Source organism: Bacillus sp. AK25, assembly GCF_048270685.1.
GTDB lineage: Bacteria > Bacillota > Bacilli > Bacillales > Bacillaceae > Bacillus > Bacillus altitudinis.
In genome coordinates this window covers 2,016,169-2,043,096 of record NZ_JBLUWC010000001.1, presented here as the reverse complement: position 1 = coordinate 2,043,096, position 26,928 = coordinate 2,016,169, and the positions used below count along the sequence as shown (strand labels likewise).

The 26,928-nt window shown below is 40.6% G+C and carries 29 protein-coding genes and 1 riboswitch; of the genes, 26 read left to right on the top strand and 3 right to left on the bottom strand.

The annotated features are described in order from the left end of the window. Positions 1 to 14: 14 nt before the first annotated feature. Entirely contained in the window at positions 15 to 1,589 is a 1,575-nt protein-coding gene (gene serA, locus ACNO7B_RS10510) for a phosphoglycerate dehydrogenase (RefSeq protein WP_008344488.1), read from the bottom strand. Positions 1,590 to 1,876: 287 nt separating this feature from the next. Continuing rightward, positions 1,877 to 2,009, top strand: a riboswitch (FMN riboswitch). Between the two features lie 149 nt (positions 2,010 to 2,158). Between serA and ACNO7B_RS10505 the strand changes: the two genes are divergently transcribed. Further along, entirely contained in the window at positions 2,159 to 2,740 is a 582-nt protein-coding gene (locus tag ACNO7B_RS10505) for an ECF transporter S component (protein ID WP_008344490.1), read from the top strand. A gap of 34 nt (positions 2,741 to 2,774) precedes the next feature. Here ACNO7B_RS10505 and ACNO7B_RS10500 read toward each other — a convergent pair whose 3' ends face one another. Continuing rightward, entirely contained in the window at positions 2,775 to 3,023 is a 249-nt protein-coding gene (locus ACNO7B_RS10500) for a ferredoxin (protein ID WP_008344492.1), read from the bottom strand. A gap of 268 nt (positions 3,024 to 3,291) precedes the next feature. On the opposite strand from ACNO7B_RS10500, the gene ACNO7B_RS10495 reads away from it, so the two are divergent. From ACNO7B_RS10495 to fni, 17 genes are all read left to right on the top strand, one after another. Then, positions 3,292 to 4,344, top strand: a complete 1,053-nt coding sequence (locus ACNO7B_RS10495) for a helix-turn-helix domain-containing protein (protein ID WP_058214015.1) — start codon at positions 3,292 to 3,294, stop codon at positions 4,342 to 4,344. Continuing rightward, positions 4,337 to 5,845, top strand: coding sequence for a RecQ family ATP-dependent DNA helicase (locus ACNO7B_RS10490; protein WP_048001874.1), 1,509 nt, complete (start codon positions 4,337 to 4,339; stop codon positions 5,843 to 5,845). The genes ACNO7B_RS10495 and ACNO7B_RS10490 overlap by 8 nt, the downstream gene beginning before the upstream one ends. Continuing rightward, complete coding sequence (locus ACNO7B_RS10485; RefSeq protein WP_017359770.1) at positions 5,842 to 6,483, top strand: CPBP family intramembrane glutamic endopeptidase; 642 nt, start codon at positions 5,842 to 5,844, stop codon at positions 6,481 to 6,483. Before ACNO7B_RS10490 ends, ACNO7B_RS10485 begins: the two co-directional genes overlap by 4 nt. Continuing rightward, positions 6,428 to 7,189 carry a LysM peptidoglycan-binding domain-containing protein gene (locus tag ACNO7B_RS10480; protein ID WP_017367515.1) on the top strand — a complete coding sequence of 254 codons (762 nt, stop codon included), beginning with the start codon at positions 6,428 to 6,430 and terminating at the stop codon, positions 7,187 to 7,189. The genes ACNO7B_RS10485 and ACNO7B_RS10480 overlap by 56 nt, the downstream gene beginning before the upstream one ends. A gap of 64 nt (positions 7,190 to 7,253) precedes the next feature. Beyond that, a complete protein-coding gene (locus tag ACNO7B_RS10475) occupies positions 7,254 to 7,706 on the top strand; it encodes a DUF2663 family protein (RefSeq protein WP_007500988.1) in 453 nt (150 codons plus the stop codon). 87 nt (positions 7,707 to 7,793) lie between these two features. Then, positions 7,794 to 8,582 carry a metallophosphoesterase gene (locus ACNO7B_RS10470; protein ID WP_017367513.1) on the top strand — a complete coding sequence of 263 codons (789 nt, stop codon included), beginning with the start codon at positions 7,794 to 7,796 and terminating at the stop codon, positions 8,580 to 8,582. A gap of 164 nt (positions 8,583 to 8,746) precedes the next feature. Continuing rightward, the gene (locus ACNO7B_RS10465; RefSeq protein WP_007500984.1) at positions 8,747 to 9,325 is read left to right on the top strand and encodes a genetic competence negative regulator; all 579 of its coding nucleotides are present in this window, start codon (positions 8,747 to 8,749) and stop codon (positions 9,323 to 9,325) included. Between the two features lie 196 nt (positions 9,326 to 9,521). Then, complete coding sequence (locus tag ACNO7B_RS10460; RefSeq protein ID WP_007500982.1) at positions 9,522 to 10,796, top strand: Glu/Leu/Phe/Val family dehydrogenase; 1,275 nt, start codon at positions 9,522 to 9,524, stop codon at positions 10,794 to 10,796. A gap of 124 nt (positions 10,797 to 10,920) precedes the next feature. Next, on the top strand, positions 10,921 to 11,892 hold the full coding sequence (locus ACNO7B_RS10455) for a YpdA family putative bacillithiol disulfide reductase (protein WP_024718498.1): 972 nt from the start codon (positions 10,921 to 10,923) through the stop codon (positions 11,890 to 11,892). 155 nt (positions 11,893 to 12,047) lie between these two features. After that, a complete protein-coding gene (gene prsW / locus ACNO7B_RS10450; RefSeq protein ID WP_076822154.1) occupies positions 12,048 to 12,704 on the top strand; it encodes a glutamic-type intramembrane protease PrsW in 657 nt (218 codons plus the stop codon). A 201-nt stretch (positions 12,705 to 12,905) separates the two neighbouring features. Then, complete coding sequence (gene sleB, locus ACNO7B_RS10445; RefSeq protein WP_375803955.1) at positions 12,906 to 13,748, top strand: spore cortex-lytic enzyme; 843 nt, start codon at positions 12,906 to 12,908, stop codon at positions 13,746 to 13,748. Between the two features lie 16 nt (positions 13,749 to 13,764). Beyond that, on the top strand, positions 13,765 to 15,114 hold the full coding sequence (gene ypeB / locus ACNO7B_RS10440) for a germination protein YpeB (RefSeq protein WP_417901484.1): 1,350 nt from the start codon (positions 13,765 to 13,767) through the stop codon (positions 15,112 to 15,114). Positions 15,115 to 15,216: 102 nt separating this feature from the next. Beyond that, complete coding sequence (locus ACNO7B_RS10435) at positions 15,217 to 15,864, top strand: flagellar brake protein (RefSeq protein ID WP_007500975.1); 648 nt, start codon at positions 15,217 to 15,219, stop codon at positions 15,862 to 15,864. A gap of 63 nt (positions 15,865 to 15,927) precedes the next feature. Further along, entirely contained in the window at positions 15,928 to 16,110 is a 183-nt protein-coding gene (locus ACNO7B_RS10430; protein WP_008344514.1) for a YpfB family protein, read from the top strand. A 71-nt stretch (positions 16,111 to 16,181) separates the two neighbouring features. After that, positions 16,182 to 16,859, top strand: a complete 678-nt coding sequence (gene cmk, locus ACNO7B_RS10425; protein WP_007500974.1) for a (d)CMP kinase — start codon at positions 16,182 to 16,184, stop codon at positions 16,857 to 16,859. Positions 16,860 to 17,082: 223 nt separating this feature from the next. After that, the gene (gene rpsA, locus ACNO7B_RS10420) at positions 17,083 to 18,234 is read left to right on the top strand and encodes a 30S ribosomal protein S1 (protein ID WP_008344519.1); all 1,152 of its coding nucleotides are present in this window, start codon (positions 17,083 to 17,085) and stop codon (positions 18,232 to 18,234) included. 14 nt (positions 18,235 to 18,248) lie between these two features. After that, positions 18,249 to 19,316 (top strand): type 2 isopentenyl-diphosphate Delta-isomerase, encoded by a 1,068-nt coding sequence (fni, locus tag ACNO7B_RS10415; protein ID WP_008344521.1) that lies wholly within the window; start codon positions 18,249 to 18,251, stop codon positions 19,314 to 19,316. Between the two features lie 173 nt (positions 19,317 to 19,489). Here the strand turns inward: fni and ACNO7B_RS10410 are convergent, their stop codons facing one another. Beyond that, positions 19,490 to 19,621: a YpzI family protein gene (locus tag ACNO7B_RS10410; protein WP_008344525.1), complete on the bottom strand. Its 132-nt coding sequence runs from the start codon at positions 19,619 to 19,621 to the stop codon at positions 19,490 to 19,492. A gap of 178 nt (positions 19,622 to 19,799) precedes the next feature. Between ACNO7B_RS10410 and ACNO7B_RS10405 the strand changes: the two genes are divergently transcribed. The 8 genes from ACNO7B_RS10405 to spoIVA all read left to right on the top strand — a co-directional run bounded on the left by ACNO7B_RS10405 (position 19,800) and on the right by spoIVA (position 26,844). Further along, positions 19,800 to 20,342: a hypothetical protein gene (locus tag ACNO7B_RS10405; protein ID WP_017359763.1), complete on the top strand. Its 543-nt coding sequence runs from the start codon at positions 19,800 to 19,802 to the stop codon at positions 20,340 to 20,342. Further along, entirely contained in the window at positions 20,339 to 21,223 is an 885-nt protein-coding gene (locus ACNO7B_RS10400) for a YIEGIA family protein (RefSeq protein ID WP_007500964.1), read from the top strand. The genes ACNO7B_RS10405 and ACNO7B_RS10400 overlap by 4 nt, the downstream gene beginning before the upstream one ends. Positions 21,224 to 21,229: 6 nt before the next feature. Beyond that, on the top strand, positions 21,230 to 21,424 hold the full coding sequence (locus ACNO7B_RS10395; protein ID WP_008344527.1) for a capping complex subunit for YIEGIA: 195 nt from the start codon (positions 21,230 to 21,232) through the stop codon (positions 21,422 to 21,424). Between the two features lie 159 nt (positions 21,425 to 21,583). Continuing rightward, complete coding sequence (der, locus tag ACNO7B_RS10390; RefSeq protein ID WP_008344528.1) at positions 21,584 to 22,894, top strand: ribosome biogenesis GTPase Der; 1,311 nt, start codon at positions 21,584 to 21,586, stop codon at positions 22,892 to 22,894. A gap of 14 nt (positions 22,895 to 22,908) precedes the next feature. Beyond that, entirely contained in the window at positions 22,909 to 23,946 is a 1,038-nt protein-coding gene (locus tag ACNO7B_RS10385; RefSeq protein ID WP_202734373.1) for an NAD(P)H-dependent glycerol-3-phosphate dehydrogenase, read from the top strand. A gap of 266 nt (positions 23,947 to 24,212) precedes the next feature. Then, positions 24,213 to 24,416, top strand: a complete 204-nt coding sequence (locus ACNO7B_RS10380) for a DUF2768 domain-containing protein (protein ID WP_017367508.1) — start codon at positions 24,213 to 24,215, stop codon at positions 24,414 to 24,416. A gap of 18 nt (positions 24,417 to 24,434) precedes the next feature. Next, entirely contained in the window at positions 24,435 to 25,160 is a 726-nt protein-coding gene (locus ACNO7B_RS10375; RefSeq protein WP_007500961.1) for a hypothetical protein, read from the top strand. Positions 25,161 to 25,365: 205 nt separating this feature from the next. Further along, positions 25,366 to 26,844 (top strand): stage IV sporulation protein A, encoded by a 1,479-nt coding sequence (gene spoIVA, locus ACNO7B_RS10370; protein WP_008344534.1) that lies wholly within the window; start codon positions 25,366 to 25,368, stop codon positions 26,842 to 26,844. The last annotated feature ends 84 nt before the right edge of the window (positions 26,845 to 26,928 follow it).

The following is a 26,928-nucleotide window of genomic DNA, read 5'->3' as shown; positions in this document are numbered from 1 at the left end:
GGTTTACCATTTTTTTATAGGTCAATCAGACGTACAGAAAGAATATCGCTCACTTTAGTTAACGTTTGGACAATTTCATCTTCAAGGTGCTTATCAAAAGAAAGCATCATGATGGCTTCGCCGCCTTTTTCTTTACGGCCTACTTGCATTGTCGCAATGTTCACATCGTGGTCGCCTAAAATCTTTCCAACTTGACCGATCACACCAGGTGCGTCAGTGTGCTGAATATAGACAAGGTGTCCATCTGGGTAAAAGTCAATATTGAAACCATTAATAGAAACGACACGTTCACCTAGATGCGGGATATACGTTGCTTTTAATGTAAAGGTGGAAAGGTCACCTTTGACTTCAATGGAAATGCTGTTCTCATAGCCAGATTCGCTTGAAGAAATTTTCTCGCTAAAGCTAATGCCGCGTTCTTTTGCCACCATACCAGCATTGACTTCATTTACAGTCGAATCGACACGCTCTTTCAAAAAGCCAGAAAGCAGACTTTTTGTAATAAATGATGTTTCGAGTTTTGCGATAGATCCTTCATATGAAATGCTGACTTCTTTTACAGGTTCTCTCATCGATTGAGAAACAAGACGTCCAAGTTTTCCTGCAAATTGATGATAAGGCTGGATTTTCTTGAACTCGTCTTTTGTCATCGCTGGTAGATTAATAGATGACATGACCGGGAGTCCTTTTGCAAATTGAAGAACTTCTTCAGAGACTTGTGCCGCTACATTTAATTGTGCTTCTTTTGTAGATGCACCAAGATGCGGAGTGGCAATGACGTTTGGATGATCCACAAGTGGATTCTCAGTAGGTGGTTCTACTTCAAATACATCGAGAGCAGCCCCTGCGACATGACCATTTTCAAGTGCTTCAAGAAGGTCGCGTTCGTCAATGATACCGCCGCGTGCACAGTTCACTAGACGAACACCTTTTTTCGTTTTTGCGATTGTTTCTTTATTGAGAAGTCCTCTAGTTTCTTTTGTTAAAGGTGTATGTACCGTAATAATATCTGATACTTCAAGCACTTCATCAAGTGATTTTGCATTGACACCAATTTTTTCGGCACGTTCTTTTGTGAGGAAAGGGTCAAATACGTTGACGGTCATGCCAAATGCTCTTGCACGCTGGGCGATTTCACTTCCAATTCTGCCTAAGCCAACAATCCCAAGAGATTTTCCGTAAAGCTCAGCACCGACATATGCGCCTCTGTTCCATTCTTTTGATTTAACAGAAATATTCGCTTGAGGAATATGACGCATGAGAGATGAGATCATCGCAAACGTATGCTCTGCCGTTGAAATCGTATTCCCATTTGGTGCATTGATGACAATCACACCATGTTTTGTTGCTTCATCAATGTCAATGTTGTCGACTCCCACACCGGCACGGCCAACAATTTTTAATGAAGTCATTTTTTCATAAAGTTCTTTTGTCACTTTTGTGGCACTTCTGACAAGTAAGGCATCAAACGTGTGTAATTCATCTTCTGCTTCTGTTACATTTTTTTGAACAATTTCAACAAAATCTGATTCTAATAGTGGTAAAAGACCATCATTGCTCATCTTATCTGAGACTAATACTCGAAACATCGTAAGATTTCCTCCTAAAATAAACGTCATAAATATCTGATAATTTACCATATTCCTTTTCACTGTGTCAATCAAATTAAAGCAGTAAAGCGAAAAAGAAAACACGAACATTTTTTAGTGTCTTGATCAAGAATGGACACCTTTAAACAAAAGATACCCAATTTTTACGCATTTGTCATTATAAATTTTAGGTTTTTTACGATTTCTTAAAACTGATGAAATTGCTCAGGATTTTTATCTGTACAAATGCTCATATATCATATATAATGATGTCGAATTGAATAATGATCAATCTTCGGGGCAGGGTGTAATTCCCTACCGGCGGTGATGAGGCATAGTCTCTAAGCCCGCGAGCCTTTTTTGGCAGGATTCGGTGTGATTCCGAAGCCGACAGTATAGTCTGGATGGGAGAAGATGGAGGTTCGTAAACGTTGAAAACATGTCTGTTTATACGTTTATTTGTGTAGCCTAAATTTCCCGCTCCTGTGTATGTATTCAGAGCGGTTTTTTTGTGGCTAAAATTGAACAATCCTCTTTTCGAAAGATTTGATCGAAAAGGAGAGAGAATATTGAATCAAAGTAAAGTAAAACGTTTAGTTGTCATCAGCATGCTTAGCAGTATCGCATTTGTATTAATGTTATTGAATTTCCCTTTCCCTGGGCTGCCTGGGTATTTAAAAATTGATTTTAGTGATATTCCTGCGATTATTGCGATTTTAATTTATGGGCCAGGTGCTGGGATTGCTGTTGAAGCTTTAAAGAATTTACTGCACTACCTCATTCATGGTAGCATGTCCGGTGTGCCTGTGGATCAAGTAGCGAATTTTACAGCAGGTGTACTATTCATCTTACCGGTGGCTTTTATTTTTAAAAAGATTAAATCAGCAAGAGGGTTAGCATGGTCCATGATCCTCGGAACATTACTCATGACAGTCATGATGAGCATCTTAAACTATTTCTTGTTCCTTCCTGCTTATACATGGTTTTTGAATGCACCCGTCCTGTCAGATCATGTGCTAAAGGCAACCATTACAGCAGGGATCTTGCCTTTTAACCTGATTAAAGGAATCATCATCACCATCGTCTTTAGTTTCATTTTTGTCAAAATGCGTCCATGGTTTGAAAATAAACGCCGACTTCAAAATAGTTAATATAAAAAAAGCCCCTTTTAAAGGGGCTTTTATCCTATTCATGCTTAAGTGGATCACCATCGAAAGTTTCGTCCGCAACTTTGATTGAGTCAGTTGGGCAACCTTCAAATGCATCAAGCATATCTTCTTCAAGTACTTCTGGAACTTCTACAGTCCCCTGATTGTCATCAAGCGTGACAAATGCAATGCCTTCATCATCATAATCATAAATGTCTGGAGCAGCTGCACCGCATGCGCCGCAAGCAATACATGTGTCTTTGTCTACAATTGTATATTTTGCCATGTTAAAAAAATACCTCCCAGATTGTTCGATGGAACAAATGGTTTAACCTTTTTAGTTTCACCGATAAAAAACCAATTTCCTCAAACCTTATTGTAATGATTTTAAATTCACATTTCAACTGTAAAGTGATTGAGAATGCTTATCACATAAGGGTTTGTTCATAACTTTCCCCCATTAATTGAGTTTAAACATTTCTTCTTCAATGAAATCTGTTAAAATAAAGGGAGAAAATATTCGAATTTTGTCAGGAAGACAGGTGCTTTGGTCAATGACGATTCATTACTTGGATGTCATGTTGATGGACAGCGTACATAAATTGAACGGCGAACGCTCCATTAGTGCTGTCTACCATCTTTTTAAAGGGAAAAAATCATCACAAACGATACAGGATGCAAGTTTGTTTCAGCTTTCTAGCTACTTCGGCTGCTATCCAGCTTTTACGAGGGATCAGCTGAACCGCTCTGTGCAAAGGCTAAAAGAGCAGCACTTCATCAGAAAGACAGGGGATACATTCATCGCCACAGATGCAGGAATAAGTATGCTCAGGCAGTGTTTCACTGAAAAACCGATGCCAATTTACTTTGATGGTGCCAAGTATCATGATAAAGCAAAGGTGTTATGGATGAGGCTGTCTTTACTTGTGCAAGTCCTTTCACATCATGCAGCGGGGTCACAACAATATGCACCGATTCAAAGAGATGTATCGGTTCAAAGCTGGACGAAATCCTTTTTCTCGCAATATCACCAGAAGAAAAAGCTTTCTGAAGATATCCATCATGAGCTTGAAACACTTCTTGCTCATTTAACTGATCAAGAGGCACTGCTTTTTGTTTATTCATTGACTTCAAATGAAAGAATCGGACGTACGTACCAGCAAATGGCGGAATGGATGAAAGAAGATGTATGGTATGTTTACTTGCGTTTTTGGAATGTGCTCCATTATTTTATTCAATGTGCGCAAAAAGGTGAGGCACCGATCATCCAGCGCATGATAGATGATCTTCAATTCAAACGTGTGCTGACCACCTCTACCCATAAAACGCTTGAGCTTGTACAAAAAGGGTTCAGTATTGATCAAATTGCTCATATTCGTTCATTAAAAAAAGCGACAATCGAAGATCATATTGTGGAGCTCTCGATACATGAGCCGAGCTTCTCGATCGAACCATATGTCAGCAGTGAAGCTCAAAAGGCGATACATGAGGTAGCTGGTGAGCTCCAAACCAACAAGATGAAGCTGATCAAAGAAAGTCTCGAGCATTCATTTACTTATTTTCAAATACGATTGGCATTGACAAGGATGGTGAAAGCAAATGGATAAGCTTCATCAGACGCTGATGCGATATTTTGGTTATGATGCCTTCAAAACAGGTCAGGAGGACATTATTCGAAGTGTACTTCAACAAAAAGATACGGTTGCCATGCTTCCTACTGGTGGCGGGAAGTCCCTTTGTTATCAAATTCCGGGCTATTTGACAGACGGGTTAGTGCTGATCATTTCACCTCTTTTATCACTCATGGAAGATCAAGTAGAACGCATGAAAATGCGCGGTGAAAAGCGAGTGGCTGCGCTTAACAGTACACTGTCCTTTCAGGAAAGAAGACATATTATTCGGCATTTGCCATCATATAAATTTTTATTTGTCGCACCTGAAGCGCTTATGTCAGAGGTATTGGTAGAGCAGCTCAAAGCGATGCATGTGGGTCTATTCGTTGTAGATGAAGCTCACTGTATATCGGAATGGGGACATGATTTCCGCCCGGAATACTCCAAGCTTGGAGAATGGAGAGAAGCGCTCGGCAATCCTGTCGCCTTAGCACTAACGGCAACTGCGACGAAACAAACCTTAAAAGATACTGTGCAAACGTTGCGGCTAGAGCATCCAGATGTTCATATTCATTCAGTCAACCGGCCGAATATTGCACTATTAAAAGAGGCGCATGAAACGAAAGAAGCTAAAGAGAAACGAGCACTTGAGCTTGTGGAAACCCTTCAAGGGCCTGGGCTGATTTATTGTCCGACCCGGCAAATGACAGAAGATATTTCACGTTTGGTGAAACAAAAAACGCATCAACGTGTAGAGTTTTATCATGGCGGAATGGAGTCAGGGGACCGCATGCTGATCCAGCAGCAATTTATCAGTGGTCAAATTGATCTCATTTGCTGTACAAGTGCTTTTGGAATGGGAATTGATAAAGCAAATATACGCTTTGTGATTCATATGAGTCCGCCTCAGTCAATTGAAGCATTTATGCAGGAAATTGGAAGAGCTGGACGGGACGGTAAAAATAGTGTGAGCGTTCTTTTATATACAGAAGAGGATGCGGATATTCAAAGTCATTTGATTCAAGCAGAAGGTTTTGATGATCCAGAAATTGATTTTTTCTTAGCCCGAGTATCACAAATGCCGATAAATGATGAAAAGAAATTACGTGAACAATTGATGGAAGCAGGGCTTCAGGAGACGCGTGCGCGAATGCTCTCGCATTATTACATGATGTACCAAACTGAACAGCCCCGTTTGCTCATGAAGAAGCTGAAAGAAAAGCTGCAGGATAGACAAACAGAAAAGCTAAAAAAAGTGTGGCAGTTTAAAGAGCATATCACTGGCCATCGCTGCTTTAGGCAATCTTTGTTATCATACTTTGATGAGCAGCTTGATCTAACGGAGGACGCTTCCTTTGGGAACTGCTGTTCTTCATGCGGACTTGACCTGTCTGATTACGAAAAAAAAGATCAACCATTGGAGCTGAATGAAATGAAACACTGGAAGACCGAGCTGGATCGTCTATTTCATCTGACAAAAGAGGCGCAGCATTGATTGAACAACATCGCCGTATTATTGAAAAATTAACCGATCGACAAGTAGTAGAACAGTTGTATTTTACACAGCTGCTCATGCTGATTGTCTCTTTTTTACTAGGGATGTTTATGTTTGATCATTGGACTGATTTTACAGCCCTATGGCAGATCCGAGATATGCGTATCCTGACTTACGGAATTGGCGGCGCTTTGCTTGTGATTATTGTTGACGCTATTGTCATGAAGGTGTTTCCAGCTCATATGTACGATGATGGCGGATTAAATGAAAAAATGTTCAAAAACCGCAGCATTCTGCATATTGTTTGGTTAACGCTGCTCATTGCCTTTTCAGAAGAAATTTTATTTCGCGGGATCGTTCAGCAGCAATTTGGACTGGAGATTGCAAGCATTGTGTTTGCACTTCTTCACTTTCGCTACTTGTCAAAAATACTCTTGTTTATCCTTGTGGTTTCTATTAGTATTTTTTTAGGACTTTTATACGAGTGGACAGGAAATTTATTCGTTCCTGTCATGACACACTTTGTCATTGACCTAGTCTTTGCATGTCAAATTCGTTTTAAATATTGGGGGAGGGATGAACATGGAAGAAATGTCGAGAATGAAGAGAAAAAAGCAGCAGCTGACAAACATCCATGATGATGTAGAGGAAAATCTTGAAGAAGAAAAAGTGCATCCTTCAGATGACTCTCACTTTCCTACACGAGAAGATTTTCATGAATATAAAAAGCAGCGAACCAAAAAGGTGCGTAATCCATTGTTTACGACACTGGCTATTATCTTTCCTATTATTGTCGTCACGGTTTTCTTCCTGTTGATTTATTACACATCAAAGGAAATTAACGATAACAACAATCAAGGTGTTTATATTGATAAAACATCGAGTGCTGACACAGATCCAGTCCCGTCAGCACTTGTTGAAACAAAAAATGATTCAAGCGCTGACAAAGCGGATGCGTCTGATGATGAGAAGAAAAAGAAAGATGCTGATAAAGAAAAGCAGCGTTCAAAAGAAAAAGCAGAGCAAAAGAAAAAAGAACAAGCCGCTAAAGAGAAGGCTGAGCGTGAAAAGGCCGAAGCTGCAAAAAAGCGTGAGCAGCAACAGCTCGCTCTTCAAAAACAGCAGGAAGAGAAAAAGCGAAAAGAAGCAGAAGAGAAGAAGAAGCAGGAAGAAAAACCTGTTCGTGTCGTGCAGCATACTGTTGGACCAGAGGAAAACTTGTATCGAATTTCCATGAAGTATTATCAAAACCGATCAGGGGAAGAGAAAATTCGAGCTTACAATCATTTAAAAGGAAATAGCGTGTACAGCGGACAAGTATTGAATATCCCATTAGAAAATTAATATTTGACATGAATGAATCGAAAAGCACATACATATGTAGAAAAAAGGGACAAGGGTGTATGTGATGACATTGCACGCAATCAGCCGCTATATGGATCAGCCGACACAGAAAATGATTGAAACATTGATCAAAAGGAAGCGCAAATACGAGGGGTTTGCAAAACAATGCAAAAGGTGGCAATGGACAGCCCTTTTATCACTTGCGATTCTTCTGTTTTATTTTGTGATAACAGCTAATAGCGGGGGCTCCCTGCAGCCGGAAGCGATGATTGCCACATTGCTTGGCCATGAGGTGTTTCTGTTTTGGATCATGGCTGAAGTGTTTGCTTTTTACGCATCGTATTATTATAAGAAAAAAGAAGAAAAGGCTGAGGATGAATATCATAAGCTCAGATGTGAAATTATACAGAAAAGCACAGATTTATGGCCTCAATCAAATCAATGGAAAGAGCGCGAGGCCGTTTTCCACTTCATGCAGACGCAATATGATATCAATCTCTATTATGAAAGTAAATAAATGAGCAAAAGACGTTTAAACAGTTGAAACGTCTTTTTTCATTCAAGCGTCTTATAAAAGAAAGCTGATACAAGGGAGTCATTCATAATGAAATATGCCATCGGATTTACTGCTGCCATAGCGGCTGTGACAACAGGTGTGTGTGTAACAGCGAAAATGGTGAAAACGGCAAAACAAAACAACATCAAAAAGCATTACTTTACAATAGAAGGACTTCAGTCAGATCGACCTGCAGTCATTTTCTTTATTTCTGATACCCATCGCCGTCTAATTAGTGATACTTTATTAGCGGAAGTAAAAGAGCAGCAGCCTGATGTCATTATGATCGGCGGGGACTTAGCTGAAAAGGGAGTCCCTTATGCTAGAGTTGAAGAAAATGTGAAACGTTTAGCAAGGATTGCCCCGGTGTATTTTGTGTGGGGGAATAACGACCATGAGCTGCATCAGCAAAAACTCAAAGACATCCTCCATACCTATCAGGTGACGACATTGCAAAATGAGACGGCTGTGTGGAATTTTGAAGGACAGCCCATTAAAATAGGCGGAATCGATGATATCCGGCTTGAAAAAGCAGATTATGAAGCGATACGGCCGGAGTTTGTCAAAGAAGATGTGAATATCCTTTTATCACACAACCCAGATGTGCATCACTTGATGAGTGAAGAAGAGGGAATTGATCTCGTTTTGAGCGGTCATACCCATGGGGGTCAAATTCGCATTGGGAAATTTGGTCCGTATGAAAAAGGAAGAACAGGCCAAGTCAAAGGTGCTTTCTTTCTGATTAGTAATGGTTACGGAACAACAAAGATTCCGATGCGTCTTGGAGCAGAACCAGAAACCCATCTGATCTATTTAATGCCGCTAAAAACGCGGTAAGTTGATGCCCCATCAATATTTTCCATAAAAGTCACCGTAAGCATAGCTTCATGCTTGTCTTCCGTCTTGACACAGTGTAAACTGAATACAAAATTAAGAACCTATGACTCATCATCTCATATACTACAGTATGATGTGTGTTAGAAGAGGCAGGAGGGAACGTTATGCGGCTAGAGCGTCTGAATTATAATAAAATCAAAATTTTTCTCACACTAGATGATCTGACAGACCGAGGTCTTACGAAAGAAGACCTTTGGAAAGATTCGTTCAAAGTTCATCAGCTGTTTAAAGACATGATGAACGAAGCGAATCAGGAGCTCGGTTTTGAAGCGAATGGACCGATTGCTGTTGAAGTATTTTCTCTTCAGGCGCAGGGGATGGTCGTCATTGTGACAAAGAGTCAGCAGGAAGATGCTGATGATGAGTTTGATGAAGATTACATTGAGATGCAAGTCAAGCTCGACGAGAGCAAGCATGTGCTTTATCAATTTGCCTCGTTTGAAGATGTGATTCAACTGTCCCATAGTTTAAGTCGTATTGGACTTTTAGGGGGTACAGTTTACCATTATGAAGGTCAATATTTTCTCAGCCTAGATGATTTCGAAGAACTGTCTGCAGATACGGTCATTTCTATTTTAGCGGAGTTCGGTTCACCGACGACATTAACCATTCACCGGTTAAAAGAATACGGAAAAGTGATCATGCAGGAAGATGCAGTGAAAACGATTCAACTGTATTTTTAATCACTTTTTTCTATTATATTTAATACTGTTGTGATGAAACAACAGTATTTTTTTATATCCATTTTTATATTTATAAACGCTGATATTTTATTTTGATAAAAAACGCTTTTTACCTTTGCTTTACCAGTACGAAGGTGTATACTATTGCTTGAAAGGGAGCAGTAGATCATGAAAGATTTCTAGGGGGTTTATTTTAATGGCAGCCGATCAAAACGCCGCTCATAACGCAGAAGATAAGCTAGATGTTTTAAAGTCAACTCAAACCGTCATACATAAAGCGCTTGATAAATTGGGCTATCCGCAAGAAGTGTATGAATTGCTGAAGGAGCCAATTCGCCTATTAACGGTCAAAATTCCAGTACGTATGGATGATGGATCGGTGAAAATTTTCACTGGTTATCGTGCGCAGCATAATGATGCTGTCGGTCCAACAAAAGGCGGAATTCGATTCCACCCGAACGTTACTGAAAAAGAAGTAAAAGCGCTTTCAATTTGGATGAGTTTAAAATGTGGTATTGTGGATCTTCCTTATGGCGGAGGAAAAGGCGGTATTATCTGTGATCCAAGAGAAATGTCATTTAGGGAGCTTGAAAAACTAAGCCGCGGCTATGTTCGCGCAATTAGCCAAATCGTTGGACCAACAAAAGATGTTCCAGCACCAGATGTGTTTACAAACTCTCAAATCATGGCATGGATGATGGATGAGTATTCTAGAATTGATGAATTTAACTCGCCAGGATTTATTACAGGAAAACCAATTGTTCTTGGAGGCTCACATGGACGTGATACTGCAACTGCAAAAGGTGTAACGATCTGTATCAAAGAAGCGGCGAAGAAAAAAGGAATTGACATCAATGGGGCTCGTGTTGTCGTTCAGGGATTCGGAAATGCAGGAAGTTACTTGGCTAAATTTATGTATGATGCCGGAGCGAAAATCGTAGGAATTTCAGATGCTTACGGCGGTTTGTATGATGAAGATGGTCTCGATATTGACTACTTGCTTGACCGACGTGACAGCTTTGGAACCGTCACTAAATTATTTAATGATACAATTACAAACCAAGAGCTGCTTGAGCTAGATTGTGATATCTTAGTACCTGCAGCCATTGAAAATCAAATTACAGAAGATAATGCGGCGAACATTAAAGCCAAAATTGTCGTAGAAGCAGCAAATGGACCAACGACATTGGAAGGGACAAAAATTCTTTCAGATCGTGGTGTACTGCTTGTTCCAGACGTACTTGCAAGTGCGGGTGGAGTGACTGTTTCTTACTTTGAATGGGTTCAGAATAACCAAGGGTTCTACTGGACAGAAGAAGAAGTAGAAACTCGTTTAGAAGATATGATGGTGAAATCATTTAATAATATTTATGAAATGGCGCAAAACCGCCGTATTGATATGCGATTAGCAGCATATATGGTCGGTGTACGTAAAATGGCTGAAGCTTCTCGATTCAGAGGCTGGATTTAAGCGACTTATTTGCATCGCGCCTTAAAATCTCCTATCCTTAAATAGGAGATTTTTTTATGGAATCATGCAAAGAATCAAACAGCCCAGCAATTGTTATTGCAGTGAAACGACAGGAGTGGAACAAATGAAACAAGAAAAAGCGATCATAATAGGAGGCGGCCCGTGCGGTCTATCAGCTGCCATTGCATTCAAGCAAATTGGGATTGATGCACTTGTGATTGAAAAGGGCAATGTGGTCAACAGTATTTATCATTACCCTACACACCAAACCTTCTTCAGTACAAGTGAAAAGCTTGAGATCGGTGACGTCGCTTTTATCACTGAAAATCGGAAACCCGTTCGTATTCAGGCGCTTTCCTATTACCGAGAGGTGGTCAGACGAAAAAGCCTTCGTGTGAATGCTTTTGAAAAGGTAAACGCTGTGACGAAAAAAGATGGCCGTTTTACGGTAAATACATCAAAAGACGACTATACATGTGACTATGTTGTGATTGCGACTGGCTACTATGATCATCCTAACTATATGAATGTGAAAGGGGAAGACCTTCCTCATGTGTATCATTATTTTAAAGAAGGACACCCCTACTTTGATAAAGATGTGACGGTGATCGGCGGGAAGAACTCTAGTGTTGATGCTGCCCTGGAACTTGTGAAATGCGGAAGCAGGGTGACGGTTTTATATAGAGGAACTGAATATTCATCCAGCATCAAACCTTGGATTTTACCAGAGTTTGAAGCGCTTGTTCGAAATGGAACCATTCGAATGGAGTTCGGTGCAGAGGTGAAGGAAATCACAGAACAGGATATTGTCTTTACAAACCAGCAGGGCCAAACGGATCGAGTGAAAAGTGATTATGTGTTTGCGATGACAGGTTATCATCCTGATCATTCATTTTTAGAAAAAATGGGTGTAACAATCGATCCAGAATCAGGCCGCCCAGCATTTGATGAACAAACAATGGAAACAAATGTAGAAGGTATTTTCATTGCAGGGGTCATTGCAGCTGGTAACAACGCCAACGAAATTTTCATTGAAAATGGAAGATTTCATGGTGGGTTAATTGCAGAAGAAATCAACAAAAGAATCAACGGGTAAAAAAAGAACTGGGTCCTTCTAAGGGATTCAGTTCTTTATTATGTAAATTGGGATTATATAGAAGATTATTTTTGGGAAAATGGGCTCGAGTCATATAAAAAAGGGGTGATTCGTGGTACGATAATAAAGGATAATGTAGGGAAAGAGGTCTGATTATGATCGCAATCATTTCAGCAGGTTTAGCTCCCGGCATCGCACTTTTAAGTTATTTTTATTTGAAAGATCAATACGACAATGAGCCGGTTCATATGGTCATCAGATCTTTTATGCTAGGTGTCATACTTGTGTTTCCAACCATGTTTATTCAGTATGTCCTCCAAGAGGAAAATATCGCTACGAATCCTATCGTGATTTCATTTGTGACATCGGGATTTTTAGAAGAATCATTAAAGTGGTTTATTTTAATGGTCAGTGTCTATGCGCACGTACAGTTTGATGAACATTATGACGGGATTGTCTATGGAACAAGTGTCTCGCTTGGATTTGCGACACTTGAAAATATTCTGTACTTAGTGGGTCATGGGGTAGAGTACGCGTTTACACGTGCCTTGCTGCCTGTATCAAGCCACGCTTTATTTGGTGTGGTGATGGGATTTTATATAGGTAAAGCTCGCTTCTCTGATAAAAAAGAGCAGCGAAAATGGCTGATTCTCTCTTTAATACTTCCTATCCTTTTTCATGGCTTATATGATTTCATTCTTCTTGGCATGGAAAATTGGGGATATATTATGTTGCCGTTCATGATTTTTTTATGGTGGTTTGGTCTGCGGAAAGCCAAAAAAGCCCGTGCGGTGAAGATGGTACAAATTTAAATTGGAAAACGTCCTATACGTCTTTAGGGCGTTTTTTGTCTTTTCCATCCAATTCCCTCCTGTGATGAATGTATAAAAATAGGGATCGGAAGAAACATATATTCAAACATCAAAAGTACAGGAGGATCAAATATGGACAAAGCTCGTTTCATGAAACAAATCGTCCTTATCTTCTCAATTGTTCTGCTCGCGTCTTCATTGATGACAGCTGAAAAAAGTGAAGCTTTCACGAATCAAGTGATTCAGCGGGGAGCTACAGGAGAAGATGTCGTCGAGCTCCAGGCAAGGCTCCAATACAATGGTTTTTACAATGGAAAAATAGACGGGGTGTATGGCTGGGGAACTTACTGGGCCGTGCGCAATTTTCAAAGCCAGTTTGGTGTAAAGAAAGTCGATGGACTCGTAGGGGAAAAAACAAAAAGCCTATTAGTTCAAAAGACGAAATACTATAAAGAGTTTGTGCAACAGCAGTTGCAAAAAGGGAATCAGTTTACGCACTACGGCGGGAAACCTCTTGATCAGCAAACAAAGGCTCCTGCGCAAAGAAACACGCAAAAAAAGACAGCACAAGGTACAAAAGAGAATCAAAAAAGTCAAAGCGGAGGAAACAGCTCGTCTGGAAAGCAGTCAGGAAATGGTCAAGCAAATCAAACGCCGAAACAAACAGCAGCCAACATGCCAGGTGGTTTTTCAAGCAATGACATTCAGCTTCTTTCACAAGCGGTTTATAGTGAAGCGAGAGGTGAACCTTATGAAGGACAGGTAGCGATCGCAGCCGTCATCTTAAACCGTTTAAACAACCCGACCTTTCCAAACACGATTGCTGGTGTCATTTTTGAACCGCTTGCGTTTACTGCTGTAGCAGATGGACAATTTTATATGGCGCCAAATGAAACCGCTAAAAAGGCAGTATTTGATGCCATTAATGGCTGGGACCCATCTGAAAGCGCCGTTTATTACTTTAATCCTGATACAGCAACAAGCCCATGGATTTGGGGAAGACCACAAATTAAACGAATCGGGAAACATATTTTCTGTGAATAAAAAGAGGTGTAAATAAATGATCAGAGGAATATTGATTGCTATTTTAGGAATTGCTGTCATCTCAACAGGATACTGGGGCTATAAGGAGCATCAAGAAAAAGATGCAGTACTGCTTCATGCAGAGAACAACTATCAAAGAGCCTTCCATGATTTAACGTATCAAGTCGATCAGCTGCACGATAAACTTGGCGCAACACTTGCGATGAATAGCCAAACATCTATATCTCCAGCACTGGCAGATGTATGGAGAATGTCATCAGAAGCGCATAACAATGTCAGTCAGCTTCCGCTCACATTGATGCCTTTTAACGAAACAGAAGAGTTTCTAGCGAATGTCGGTGACTTTAGCTATAAATCGTCACTTAAATCTTTATCAGATGAACCATTAAACAAAGATACACACAAAACCATTACCACTTTATATGATCAAGCGGCAGATATTCAAAACGAACTTAGACAAGTGCAGCATCTCGTACTCAACAAAAATTTAAAATGGATGGATGTTGAAATGGCACTGGCTGATGGAGATCGAAAAAACGACAACACCATCATTGACGGATTAAAAACCGTTGAGAGAAATGCTGATGCGTTTGCAGATGTTGATCTTGGCCCTACAAATGTGTCAACTGAATCAGAAACGCAAGGCTACAATCACTTAAAAGGGCAAAAGATTTCAAAAAAAGAAGCGATCCGTATCGCCCAGCAATTTGCACCTGACCATAACAAAGATTTCAAGGTGAGAAAAAGTGGGAGTAAAACGAACCGTGATGTCTACAGCCTGTCAATGTCTGACCCAGACAACCGGGCAAACTTTTATTTAGACTTGACTGAAAAAGGCGGCCATCCTGTCTACCTTCTTCAGAACCGTGAAGTGAAAAAACAAAAAATCAGTTTAAATGATGCCTCAGAAAAAGCACTAAGTTTCTTAAAGAAGCATGGATTCGATACCGAATCATTTCATTTAGATGAGAGTGCGCAATTTGATAATATCGGCGTATTTACCTATGTCCCTTTACAGAATAACGTATTGCTTTATCCAGATAGCATTCGAATGAAAGTCGCTTTAGATGATGGAGAGGTTGTGGGATTCTCAGCGAAAGACTATTTAATGAATCACAGAAAACGTGACATAAAAGCACCAAAGATTTCTCGAAAAGAAGCTGAAAAGACCTTAAATAAACATGTGAAGATCGAGGATACACATGTAGCTCTTGTTCAAAATGATATGTCAGAGGAAGTTCTTTGCTATGAGTTTTTAGGAACCATTAAAAACGACACATACCGAATGTTCATTAATGCAGATACTGGAAAAGAAGAAAGAGTAGATAAACTAAAAAATGCAGAACCTATATATAAAGACCTATAGAAAAGGAAGCGAGGAAAAGGCGAATAAGCCTTTTCCTTTTGTTTTATACATGGTTTAATATAAGAGAGGATACGATTTCACAGATGAAAAGAGTGATGAGGAATGTTACAAATAGGGGATGCAATCACAATTGAGTATGTCAATGAGAACAAAGAAGTGAAAACTGCAAAATCGAAAGTTTTGGAAAATAATAACGATGATATTTGCATTAATTATCCAGCTGATAAAGAAACGGGGCGCACGATCTATTTAAATCAAGAAACAGAAATCACCGTCTTCTTTTTCGATGAAAATCAAATTCCATACAAATGTACAAGCAAAGTCATTGGGAAAAGAAAAGAAGATATCCCGATGATTGTCGTTTCGATTCCGCCAAAAGAAGAAATGATTCGGCTTCAGCGAAGAGAATATCTTCGAGTGGATACGATGGTGAAAGCGTCCATTACGCAAAATGGTGAAGAAACATTCGACACATTTATTGTCAATATGAGTGCTGGCGGTGTAGCAATTGCTGTTCCAGAAGGTGTCTCACTAAAAGAATATGGCGAGGTCGTCACAGAGTTTGAACTTTCACTTAAAGAACCAGTGAAAATTAAAGCGATTGCAGAAATGAATCGTGTTTATCAAGATGAACAGACCGGGAAAACAAGAGCGATCATGGAATTTACTGAAATCACAAACGACCACCAGCAACACATCATGAAGTACTGCTTCCAGCAGCAGCTTCTAACACGTGTGAAAAAAGTATAAGAATAAAGGTTGTCAAAAGCTTCCATACTAGAGAGAAAGAATCTAGCGTTGGAGGCTTTTTGTATGAAAACAATGGAAAGGTGGCTATTCAAAGCAGTGCTCATTCAGCTCATTCTGCTTTTGGCGGTTCAGGTCACCCTTCACTTGACGAAAGGAGAACTATTTTTGTCAAAAGTCGTACAATACGAGGGTGTAAATAACATGAGCATTGAAGATTGGATTGAGACATTTAAGCAAAAGGATTGATAGAAAATTCCCCCGTTTGAGCGGTGATCGTGTTACAATTCATAAGGGAGATTCAATCAAGGAGAGGTATTATGAAAAAGAAATTATCTATCGCAATTGACGGTCCTGCTGCAGCAGGAAAAAGCACTGTGGCAAAAATTGTCGCAGCGAAAAAATCATATATTTATATCGATACAGGTGCGATGTACCGCGCAATTACACTTGCGGCACTCAATCAAGGCGTAGACCTTGAAGACGAACAGGCACTTGATGCTTTATTGAAAAAGACAGTCATTGAACTTGTGTCAACTGACGAAGGTCAAAAAGTACATCTAGACACGATTGATGTCACAGAAGACATCAGAACAGACCGTGTGAGCAATCAAGTCTCTGTTGTTGCAAAGCATCGAGCTGTTAGGGAAGAAATGGTCCGCAGGCAGCAAGAGCTGGGGAACCGAGGCGGTGTCGTCATGGATGGAAGAGACATCGGCACGCATGTTCTTCCAGATGCAGAAGTGAAAATTTTCTTGCTTGCGTCAGTAGAGGAAAGAGCAAAACGCCGTTTTGAAGAAAATCAGAAAAAAGGCTACGATGTCAATTACGATCAACTGATCGAAGAAATTGCAAGACGTGACAAGCTTGATTCTGAGCGGGAGGTATCACCGCTGAAGAAAGCAGATGATGCCATTGAAATTGACACGACTTCTCTTTCTATTCAAGAGGTTGCAGGTAAAATTTTAGATGCAGCAGAGCGTGTAGAAAAACAGTAAGAAATTTTAGAAAACTTTTATAAGTTAGAGGTTTATCTCTTGACAAACAAGGTCTTTTATTAGAAGTTTATACTAATACTATTTTTATTGATCATTCAAGCAATTCTGTTGATTTGAATGTTTCTATAATACATATTCGGCTGGCAATCATCATGCTAAGGACACATATTCACCCAGTCGTTTTAACTAAGCTGTGTAGGTTTGGACCAAGGAGGTTATCGAAATGACAGAGGAAATGAATCAAATCGATGTTCAGGTACCAGAGGTTGGAGATGTAGTGAAAGGGATTGTTTCTAAAGTTGAGGACAAGCATGTCAATGTAGATATCGTCAATGTGAAACAACCTGGGATCATCCCAATCAGTGAATTATCAAGTCTTCACGTTGAAAAAGCATCAGATGTCGTGAAAGATGGCGACGAGTTAGAGCTTAAAGTAACAAAGGTCGAAGACGATGCTTTGATTTTATCGAAACGTGCTGTTGATGCAGACCGCGCTTGGGAAGACCTAGAGAAAAAGTTTGAAACAAAAGAAGTATTTGAAGCAGAAGTAAAAGACGTTGTCAAAGGTGGTCTAGTGGTCGACATTGGTGTTCGCGGATTTATTCCTGCGTCTCTTGTTGAGGCACACTATGTAGAAGACTTCACTGACTACAAAGGAAAAACACTCTCGCTTGTTGTGGTAGAGCTTGACCGCGAAAAAAACCGCGTGATTCTATCGCATCGTGCAGTCGTTGAGCAAGAACAATTAGACAAGAAGCAAGACTTCCTGCAAAAGCTTGCAGTAGGCAGTGTGATTGATGGAAAAGTGCAGCGCCTGACTGACTTTGGTGCATTTGTTGACATTGGCGGCATTGATGGATTAGTTCACATTTCTCAACTATCCCATGCGCATGTCGAAAAGCCATCTGACGTTGTTGAAGAAGGACAGGAAGTAAAAGTCAAAGTTCTTGCTGTTGACCGCGATAACGAACGTATCTCACTATCTATTAAAGAAACATTACCAGGACCTTGGAGCCAAATTGGTGAAAAGGTAAAACAAGGTGATGTTCTTGAAGGAACCGTTCAACGTCTTGTGAGCTTTGGTGCATTTGTTGAAATTCTGCCAGGTGTAGAAGGACTTGTGCATATTTCCCAAATTTCACACAAACATATTGGTACTCCTCAAGAAGTCCTTGAAGAAGGGCAGACTGTGAAAGTGAAAGTGCTTGATGTCAATGAAGATGAAGAGCGCATTTCACTTAGCATTCGTGAATTAGAAGAGAATCCTGAAAAACAAATTGAAGAGGATTACCGTCAATATCAGGCGAAAGAAGAAAATACAAGCGGATTCCAGCTTGGTGACCTGATTGGTGATAAACTCAATAAACTAAAATAATTTGGTGATCAAAATTGACGCGAGCAGAAAGAAAGAAACAGCATATTGAGCATGCTTTGTCGACTGGCCAGCATGCAGCAACAGGTTTACAAGATGTTTCCTTCGTTCACGCCAGTTTACCAGATCTTGCGACATCACAAATTGATACACATACGACAATTGGCGGACTGACTTTCGGTTCGCCAATTTTTATCAATGCAATGACTGGTGGAGGCGGAGAATCGACCTATGAGATTAATCGCTCTTTATCTATCGCAGCGAAGGAAACCAATATTCCAGTAGCAGTCGGATCACAAATGGCTGCACTGAAAGATGCAGACGAACGTCGTACGTATGAAGTGGTTCGAAAGGTGAATCCGGATGGACTCGTTTTTGCCAATTTAGGCAGTGAGGCGACAATTCAGCAAGCGCGGGATGCCGTTGACATGCTGGAGGCAAACATGCTCCAAATTCACTTAAACGTGATTCAAGAGATCGTCATGCCTGAAGGAGATCGTGATTTCAGAGGTGCTGTTGAACGGATCGCAGCCATCACTGAATCAATTGAGGTACCTGTTGTTGTCAAAGAAGTTGGATTTGGGATGAATAAGGAAACAGCAAAGAAATTATTTGATGCTGGAGTTGCTGCTGTTGATGTAGGCGGATTTGGGGGAACGAATTTTTCTAAAATCGAGAACCTGCGCCGTCAAAAAGCACTTCGCTATTTTGACCAGTGGGGAATTCCAACTGCAGCGAGTCTGGCTGAAGTACATACAGCCTTTCCAGATCAAACCGTCCTAGCTTCTGGAGGCATTCAAGATGCACTTGATGTGACAAAATCAATTGCTCTTGGTGCGTCTGCCGCTGGATTAGCCGGCTTTTTCTTAAAATCCCTGACGAGTGGAGGAGAAAAGGGCCTTATCTCTGATATCATTGATCTACAAGATGATGTGAAGATGTTGATGACAGTACTTGGCATGAAGACAATTGAGGAGCTACGGCAAGCTCCAATTGTGCTTACAGGGGAAACAAGTCATTGGCTGAAAGAAAGAGGCGTGGATACTACGTACTATAGTTTAAGAAATAAGAAGACAAAGGACTAAATGAAATTTAGCCCTTTGTCTTCTTTTCAGTGTGAAAGAAAACTTTTTTGTCTATGAAAGACAGCTGCTTTTTGCGGAGCGAATTTTACATTCATGAGCACCAATGCGCAGGCTGACATTGAATGCGAGGGTTTGTTTGCACGCTGAGACATGTGGTGATCACATGTCTTTTTTTATTGATTTCTTTTGCGAGCGTCTTCCGGGCCTTCTAAAGTTGTTGCCCCTTTGTGATGAATGGATTGATCGCGGTCAGATTCAACTCTTCTTGACGCCTTTAGGCGTTTTTCCTGTCTATCCTTACCCATTATACATCCCTCCTCAACTATTAGGGTGTCACCTCTTGTTTATTTCATGCAAATCTCGCACCTTCTCATACGTTTAAAAACTGGAAATTTTCCCATAATGTAATTGAGGTGATGAGGGTTGGAGGCATTGTACTATTATTGGTCAATATGGTTCGTTTGGATTATGGTGACATTTATCATGGAGAAAAGCACGTGGCGCAATGTGCTAGGCGTATGTGTTCTCATTCATATTATATGCAGTCATGTCATGGTTTCTATTTTAGACATTAGGATCAATGCAGGATTTTTGATGACCTTTTTATATGCTTGCATGTCATTCGTGATCTTTCGGCCTGCTCATCGAATCATGCGAATCATGCAATTAGGTTCCATGGTCAGTGCGTATGCCTTTTTTATGATTTTTGCATTATATGATCCAGTTTGGTTCACGATAATAAAGGTGGACTGGGTTGTATTTGCCTTGCTGATCTTGATGTGTTTAACATATGGGCATCAGTTAACGGAACGGATCACTTTATGGATGATGGCTATATGTCTGGGGGAAGCCCTTTATGCGCTTACGATTCATCGCCTCACATCTTCCATTGTCATAGGAGATCTCTCGTTTCTTTCCATGGCTGTTCAAGGAGCTGTCTTTCTATTAGGTGTAGGTCAGCTTGAAAAACTCTTGAACACCCGTTCATCTAGAAAACCAGTAAAAGGGGCTGCAAAATCAACATGACGGATTACACGTTTCCTGTGATTATTGGTGTCATCTTTGGGATGGCGGCTAGGCTTTATATGCTAAGAACTGATTATCGGCAATATCCCACATATATTCATGGACAAGTGATTCACATTGCGCTTGGTTTTATCGCATCAGGGCTTGGTGCTATTATTATGCCTGCACTGATCCAGGAAGAATTCACTGCTATTACCTTTCTGACGCTTGCAGCCACGCAATTTCGTGATGTGCGTAATATGGAAAGAAATACATTGACCCAAATGGATTCGTATGAGCTTGTCTCACGAGGCAGTACATATATCGAAGGCATTGCGATTGCCTTTGAAAGTCGAAATTATATTGCCATTCTTACTGCCCTTATTACAACGACCGCCTGTATTTTCTTCTCGCTCGTCGTGGGGACAGTGGTCGGTATTCTTTGTTTTTTCATGGCAAAACTATTAATGTCAGGGAGCCAATTAAAGGATATCGTGAATATTCAAAAAGGGGAACTTCGCTTTGACGGCGCAGGACTTTACGTAAATGATATTTACATTATGAATATCGGGCTGCCTGAAAAGCAAAAATTGATTTTAGAGCATGGAATGGGGTTCATCTTGACTCCAAAGAATTTTAACTCGGCCACAACCATCGCAAACCTTGGGCAGCGACAAGCCATCTTATTTGATTTATCCAACGTGCTTGGTGTATACCGAGATTCTGGTGAACCATCGCTTTGTCCGCTCGCAAAACGTGATCTGAATAACGGCACACTTGGCGTATTCATTTTACCGCAATGGCAGCGTGAAGATTTGGCTGTCCGTGTATTAGAAGAGGTGCCTATTTTAGAAAATGCCATTAGAATGCCGACAGATTTCATTAAAAAGAAAGTGAGGTAATAGGGCATGGCGAACACCATTGAACAATTTATATTGGCTGTGGCGACAACAAATAAAGAGCGGGTCATTGGCGGAACAGCCGTTTTTTTCTGTGAAAATAAAGAAGAGCTCGACATGTATGCCATGAATTTAGAGGCCATTTTAGATGGAATTGCACACGGCATTGGAGAAGATCTTTATTTGATTGTCAAACATTTTTAAGTTATTCATTGTGGTCTGATTAAAAATTGATATAATATATAAGTTGAACCCTTCATGTTTGAAGGGTTTATTTCATAAAACTGAATGAAAATTATAAATCCCGGTTGAAACATGATGATGAACATATTGAATCGCGGCTGGATTGAAAGGAAGGGTACTATGGGTAAACCTGTCGTAGCCATTGTTGGAAGGCCCAACGTTGGAAAATCTACAATTTTTAATCGAATCGCAGGCGAAAGAATATCGATTGTAGAAGACACACCTGGTGTAACAAGAGATCGAATCTATAGCTCTGCTGAATGGTTAAATTATGACTTTAATTTAATAGATACTGGTGGAATTGATATTGGAGATGAGCCGTTTTTGGCGCAAATTCGCCATCAGGCTGAAATCGCAATGGATGAAGCGGATGTTATTATCTTTATGGTCAATGGAAGAGATGGCGTCACATCTGCGGATGAAGAAGTCGCAAAAATTTTATATCGCACGAAAAAACCTGTCGTACTTGCTGTCAATAAATTGGACAACCCTGAAATGAGAAGCGACGTGTATGACTTTTATGCACTTGGATTTGGTGAACCGTATCCGATTTCTGGAACGCACGGACTCGGTCTAGGTGATCTGCTTGATGCTGTCGCAGAGCATTTCAAAAACTTACCAGATACACAGTATGATGAAGAAGTGGTACAGTTCTGCTTAATCGGCCGCCCAAATGTAGGGAAATCCTCTTTGGTGAATGCGATGCTCGGTGAAGAACGTGTCATTGTCAGCAACATCGCTGGTACAACAAGAGATGCTGTAGATACAATGTTTACGTACAACCAACGTGACTTTGTCATTGTCGACACAGCAGGTATGAGAAAAAAAGGGAAAGTATATGAAACAACAGAGAAATACAGTGTACTCCGTGCGTTGAAAGCCATTGATCGATCGGATGTTGTCGCTGTTGTTCTTGATGGTGAAGAAGGCATTATTGAACAGGATAAACGTATTGCCGGCTACGCACACGAAGCGGGTAAAGCCGTTGTGATCATTGTGAACAAGTGGGATGCTGTTGAAAAAGACGAGCGTACAATGAAGGAATTTGAGCAAAACATTCGTGAGCATTTTCAATTCCTTGATTATGCACCTGTCTTATTCATGTCTGCTCTTACGAAAAAGAGAATTCACACGTTAATGCCAACAATTATTACCGCTAGTGAAAATCATGCGATGCGCGTTCAAACGAACATTCTAAACGATATTATCATGGATGCTGTAGCGATGAACCCAACGCCGACCCATAACGGACAGCGTCTGAAAATTTACTATGCAACACAAGTGGCGATCAAACCGCCGTCCTTTGTTGTGTTTGTAAATGATCCAGAACTTATGCACTTTTCTTATGAGCGTTTCCTAGAAAACCGAATTCGAGATGCATTTGGTTTTGAAGGAACACCAATTAAAATATTTGCGAGAGCGAGAAAATAAAAAGGGTGAGCAGGATGAAGAAAATTTCAGTACTTGGAGCAGGGAGCTGGGGAACAGCTCTTGCGCTTGTATTAGCTGATAATCATCATGATGTACACATGTGGGGACATAGACAAGAATTAATTGATCAAATCAATGAGAAACATGAAAATCATGATTACTTGCCTAATGTTGCATTGCCAGCGTCTATTCAAGCGACAACAGATATGAAACAGGCACTAGAAGGGACAGATGCGATTATTGTCGCTGTGCCAACAAAGGCCATTCGAGAAGTATTGAAACAGGCAAATGAGTTCATTACGTCAAAGGTGCCATTTGTTCATGTCAGTAAAGGAATTGAACCAGATACGCTTCTTAGAATTTCTCAAATGATTGAACAAGAAGTCCCAGAAGCAAAAAGAGAAGCAGTTGTTGTCCTGTCAGGACCAAGTCACGCTGAAGAAGTGGGTCTGCGTCATCCGACAACTGTTACTGTCTCGTCAGAACATATTGAAGCAGCTCAATTTGTTCAAGATTTGTTCATGAACAATCATTTTAGAGTGTACACCAACCCTGATGTGATTGGGGTGGAAATTGGCGGGGCGCTGAAAAACATCATCGCTCTTGCGGCAGGGATCACAGACGGACTCGGATATGGCGATAATGCGAAAGCAGCGCTCATCACAAGGGGTCTTGCTGAAATCGCCCGCCTCGGCACAAAAATGGGAGGAAACCCTCTTACGTTTGCCGGATTAACAGGTGTTGGAGATTTGATTGTCACCTGTACAAGTGTTCATTCACGTAACTGGCGCTGCGGGAATTTACTTGGTAAAGGATATAAACTTGAAGAAGTACTTGAAAAAATGGGCATGGTGGTAGAAGGCGTCCGCACAACAAAAGGCGCATATCAGCTTGCTAAAGAATATAAGGTCAGCATGCCGATTACAGAAGCGCTTTACCACGTCCTATTTGAAGGGAAAAAGGTAGACGATGCTGTAGAGTCATTGATGGCACGTGTCAAAACACATGAAATGGAAGATCTTGTGAACATGTTTGAAAACCAAACAAAGTAATTGGAAGACTGAACTTAGGCGTGTAGAGGATGCAAGAAGGGGAAGACTTGCATAACATAACAATGAAGTTTGAATAGAGCTTTGCCTCTACAGAATGAGGAAAAATAGTCGACCTACTGACTGAAGCAGAGTCCCCCTCTTTGCTTCAGTTTTTTTATGCACTTTTTTCTGAATGATTGGAAAAACGATTGATATTTTAGTTAATTTTGGTTTAGAATGAAATATAAACGCTTACAATTCGTTTGTGTTAAAGGGGGACAGGCACGATGAGTTTTGCTTTAATCAAGATGTGGTTTGCGCTTGGTTCAATGGGGCTCATGTTTTTAGCCGTTGTAACCATTTATTTGAGTAGATTTAAGCTGAAGAGCCGCTTTCTGAAAATAACAGCCTCAACTGTCGCGTACAGCTTAATGCTCATATCAGGTGTCATTGTGTTTTTAGTTGTATTTAGCGGGCCGGTCAATGAATAAAGAAAAAGGAAGAATGTGATGATCAAAGCAAAAATCAGTGTCATGCTGTTAACACTTATTTTACTTACGGGGTGCCTCTATCCAGAGAATCGCAAAGCTGAAAACCGCGTGCCATATAAAGAGCAGCTGCAAAGTGTGCAGACAGCGATTGAAGACTTTCAAAAAGCGACAAATGGCCTTTTGCCCATTGAAACAAAAGAAGGCGACACACCGATTTATCAGAAGTATGTCATTGACTTTAAGCGTCTGTCACCAAGATATTTACACGATGTACCGTCGACATCTTTTGAAGGCGGGGGCGAATATATCTATGTCCTCACAGACGTCGAACAAAATCCAACGGTGAAACTGCTTGATGTCAAAATGACACAAACGATCAGTGAATTACGTCTGAGGATCAAAATATATCAAGATGAACATACATATCCGCCATATGGCAAAGTAGTATCCAAAGATTTATATACGTTAAATGAAAAAAAACTAGGGTTAAAAGCACCGCCTACAGTGACGAGCCCTGTCACGGGTGAATCACTTCCATTACTGATTTCCTCAAATGGCGAAATCTATGTTGACTATCGCAGTGATTTTGCCCAGATTTTGAAAAATACAAAACAAAAGCTGAAACCAGGTGAAAATATTCAAGATGTCTATTGGCAGGAAACCCCGTTTGTACCAGCGTTTTCTGTTCCATATACGATCAACAAAAAAGGTGAGCCGGCTTTTTTAGAAAAAAAGACGTCATAAACAAGAATGAACCTTTCTCCTCTGCATATAAATGAGGAGAAAGGTTTTTTTATGGCTAAACATACTCTCAAAACAAAAAAGGTGTCATATTCAAATAGGACAACGTCATACACATATATTGTCCTGACACCTTTCAAGCACCGTTTGATTGAAGTATAGAGTATTTTATTTGAAAACGAGGATAGCAAGTCCGGGAGGGGATCACTTGGAAAAAGTCGATATTTTCAAGGATATCGCTGAACGAACAGGAGGCGATATATATTTAGGAGTCGTTGGAGCTGTTCGTACAGGGAAATCTACGTTTATTAAAAAGTTTATGGAGCTCGTGGTGCTCCCGAATATCAATAATGAGGCAGACCGTGCTAGAGCACAGGATGAATTGCCGCAAAGCGCAGCAGGAAAAACCATTATGACCACAGAACCAAAATTTGTGCCAAATCAAGCGGCATCCATTCACGTGAGCGACGGCCTGGATGTCAACATTAGGCTTGTCGATTGTGTAGGCTACACCGTGCCTGGTGCACGCGGTTATGAAGATGAAAATGGTCCGAGAATGATTAATACGCCGTGGTATGAAGAACCAATCCCGTTTCATGAAGCAGCGGAAATTGGTACACGCAAGGTCATTCAAGAGCATTCAACCATTGGTGTTGTGATTACAACAGATGGATCAATTGGAGAAATCCCAAGACATGACTATATTGAATCAGAAGAACGTGTCATTGACGAACTCAAAGAAGTTGGAAAGCCGTTTATTATGGTAATCAACTCTGTGAGACCTTATCACCCTGAAACAGAAGCACTGCGGCAGGAACTTAGTCAAAAATATGATATTCCTGTACTCGCGATGAGTGTCGAAAGTATGAGAGAACAAGACGTTCTCAGTGTACTTCGTGAAGCATTATATGAATTCCCAGTGCTTGAGGTGAATGTGAACCTGCCAAGCTGGGTCATGGTACTAAAAGAAGATCATTGGCTAAGAGAGAGTTATCAGGATTCAGTGAAAGAAACCGTCAAGGATATTAAGAGATTAAGAGATGTTGACCGAGTGGTAGGTCAGTTCAGTGAATTCGATTTTATCGAAAGAGCAGGCTTAGCAGGCATTGAAATGGGTCAGGGGATCGCAGAAATTGATCTGTATGCGCCGGATGATCTATATGATCATATCCTAAAAGAAGTGGTTGGTGTGGAAATTAGGGGCAAAGATCACCTTCTTGAGCTCATGCAAGATTTTGCACATGCGAAAACGGAGTATGATCAAGTGTCTGACGCTTTGAAAATGGTGAAGCAGACTGGTTACGGAATTGCGGCACCAGCTTTGTCAGACATGAGTTTAGATGAGCCGGAAATCATTAGACAAGGATCAAGATTCGGCGTCAGATTAAAAGCAGTTGCGCCATCTATTCATATGATTAAGGTAGATGTAGAAAGTGAGTTTGCGCCGATTATCGGAACAGAAAAACAAAGTGAAGAGCTCGTCCGATACTTAATGCAAGACTTTGAGGATGATCCGCTTTCTATCTGGAATTCCGATATATTTGGACGCTCACTCAGCTCGCTTGTCAGAGAAGGCATTCAAGCAAAACTTTCGCTAATGCCGGAAAATGCAAGGTATAAACTAAAGGAAACGCTTGAACGAATTATTAACGAAGGATCAGGCGGTCTGATCGCGATTATTCTATAGGATGTGAGACCTCTCATTGATGGGGGTCTTTTTTTGCGTGTGGGTTAGTCATAAAAAGACAATTGTATAAAGATTAGTCAGATT

Excerpts from the sequence above, each read along its gene's own strand:
- ACNO7B_RS10380 (WP_017367508.1), top strand. The coding sequence starts at position 24,213 with ATGAGTTTTGCTTTAATCAAGATGTGGTTTGCGCTTGGTTCAATGGGG.
- ACNO7B_RS10410 (WP_008344525.1), bottom strand. The coding sequence starts at position 19,621 with ATGGGTAAGGATAGACAGGAAAAACGCCTAAAGGCGTCAAGAAGAGTT.
- ACNO7B_RS10435 (WP_007500975.1), top strand. The coding sequence starts at position 15,217 with ATGTTACAAATAGGGGATGCAATCACAATTGAGTATGTCAATGAGAAC.
- ACNO7B_RS10490 (WP_048001874.1), top strand. The coding sequence starts at position 4,337 with ATGGATAAGCTTCATCAGACGCTGATGCGATATTTTGGTTATGATGCC.
- ACNO7B_RS10455 (WP_024718498.1), top strand. The coding sequence starts at position 10,921 with ATGAAACAAGAAAAAGCGATCATAATAGGAGGCGGCCCGTGCGGTCTA.
- der (WP_008344528.1), top strand. The coding sequence starts at position 21,584 with ATGGGTAAACCTGTCGTAGCCATTGTTGGAAGGCCCAACGTTGGAAAA.
- ACNO7B_RS10375 (WP_007500961.1), top strand. The coding sequence starts at position 24,435 with ATGATCAAAGCAAAAATCAGTGTCATGCTGTTAACACTTATTTTACTT.
- ACNO7B_RS10460 (WP_007500982.1), top strand. The coding sequence starts at position 9,522 with ATGGCAGCCGATCAAAACGCCGCTCATAACGCAGAAGATAAGCTAGAT.
- cmk (WP_007500974.1), top strand. The coding sequence starts at position 16,182 with ATGAAAAAGAAATTATCTATCGCAATTGACGGTCCTGCTGCAGCAGGA.
- ACNO7B_RS10470 (WP_017367513.1), top strand. The coding sequence starts at position 7,794 with ATGAAATATGCCATCGGATTTACTGCTGCCATAGCGGCTGTGACAACA.
- ACNO7B_RS10500 (WP_008344492.1), bottom strand. The coding sequence starts at position 3,023 with ATGGCAAAATATACAATTGTAGACAAAGACACATGTATTGCTTGCGGC.
- ACNO7B_RS10430 (WP_008344514.1), top strand. The coding sequence starts at position 15,928 with ATGAAAACAATGGAAAGGTGGCTATTCAAAGCAGTGCTCATTCAGCTC.
- ACNO7B_RS10405 (WP_017359763.1), top strand. The coding sequence starts at position 19,800 with ATGGAGAAAAGCACGTGGCGCAATGTGCTAGGCGTATGTGTTCTCATT.
- ACNO7B_RS10480 (WP_017367515.1), top strand. The coding sequence starts at position 6,428 with ATGGAAGAAATGTCGAGAATGAAGAGAAAAAAGCAGCAGCTGACAAAC.
- serA (WP_008344488.1), bottom strand. The coding sequence starts at position 1,589 with ATGTTTCGAGTATTAGTCTCAGATAAGATGAGCAATGATGGTCTTTTA.
- ypeB (WP_417901484.1), top strand. The coding sequence starts at position 13,765 with ATGATCAGAGGAATATTGATTGCTATTTTAGGAATTGCTGTCATCTCA.
- prsW (WP_076822154.1), top strand. The coding sequence starts at position 12,048 with ATGATCGCAATCATTTCAGCAGGTTTAGCTCCCGGCATCGCACTTTTA.
- ACNO7B_RS10495 (WP_058214015.1), top strand. The coding sequence starts at position 3,292 with ATGACGATTCATTACTTGGATGTCATGTTGATGGACAGCGTACATAAA.
- ACNO7B_RS10385 (WP_202734373.1), top strand. The coding sequence starts at position 22,909 with ATGAAGAAAATTTCAGTACTTGGAGCAGGGAGCTGGGGAACAGCTCTT.
- ACNO7B_RS10475 (WP_007500988.1), top strand. The coding sequence starts at position 7,254 with ATGACATTGCACGCAATCAGCCGCTATATGGATCAGCCGACACAGAAA.
- ACNO7B_RS10465 (WP_007500984.1), top strand. The coding sequence starts at position 8,747 with ATGCGGCTAGAGCGTCTGAATTATAATAAAATCAAAATTTTTCTCACA.
- rpsA (WP_008344519.1), top strand. The coding sequence starts at position 17,083 with ATGACAGAGGAAATGAATCAAATCGATGTTCAGGTACCAGAGGTTGGA.
- ACNO7B_RS10400 (WP_007500964.1), top strand. The coding sequence starts at position 20,339 with ATGACGGATTACACGTTTCCTGTGATTATTGGTGTCATCTTTGGGATG.
- sleB (WP_375803955.1), top strand. The coding sequence starts at position 12,906 with ATGACAGCTGAAAAAAGTGAAGCTTTCACGAATCAAGTGATTCAGCGG.
- ACNO7B_RS10395 (WP_008344527.1), top strand. The coding sequence starts at position 21,230 with ATGGCGAACACCATTGAACAATTTATATTGGCTGTGGCGACAACAAAT.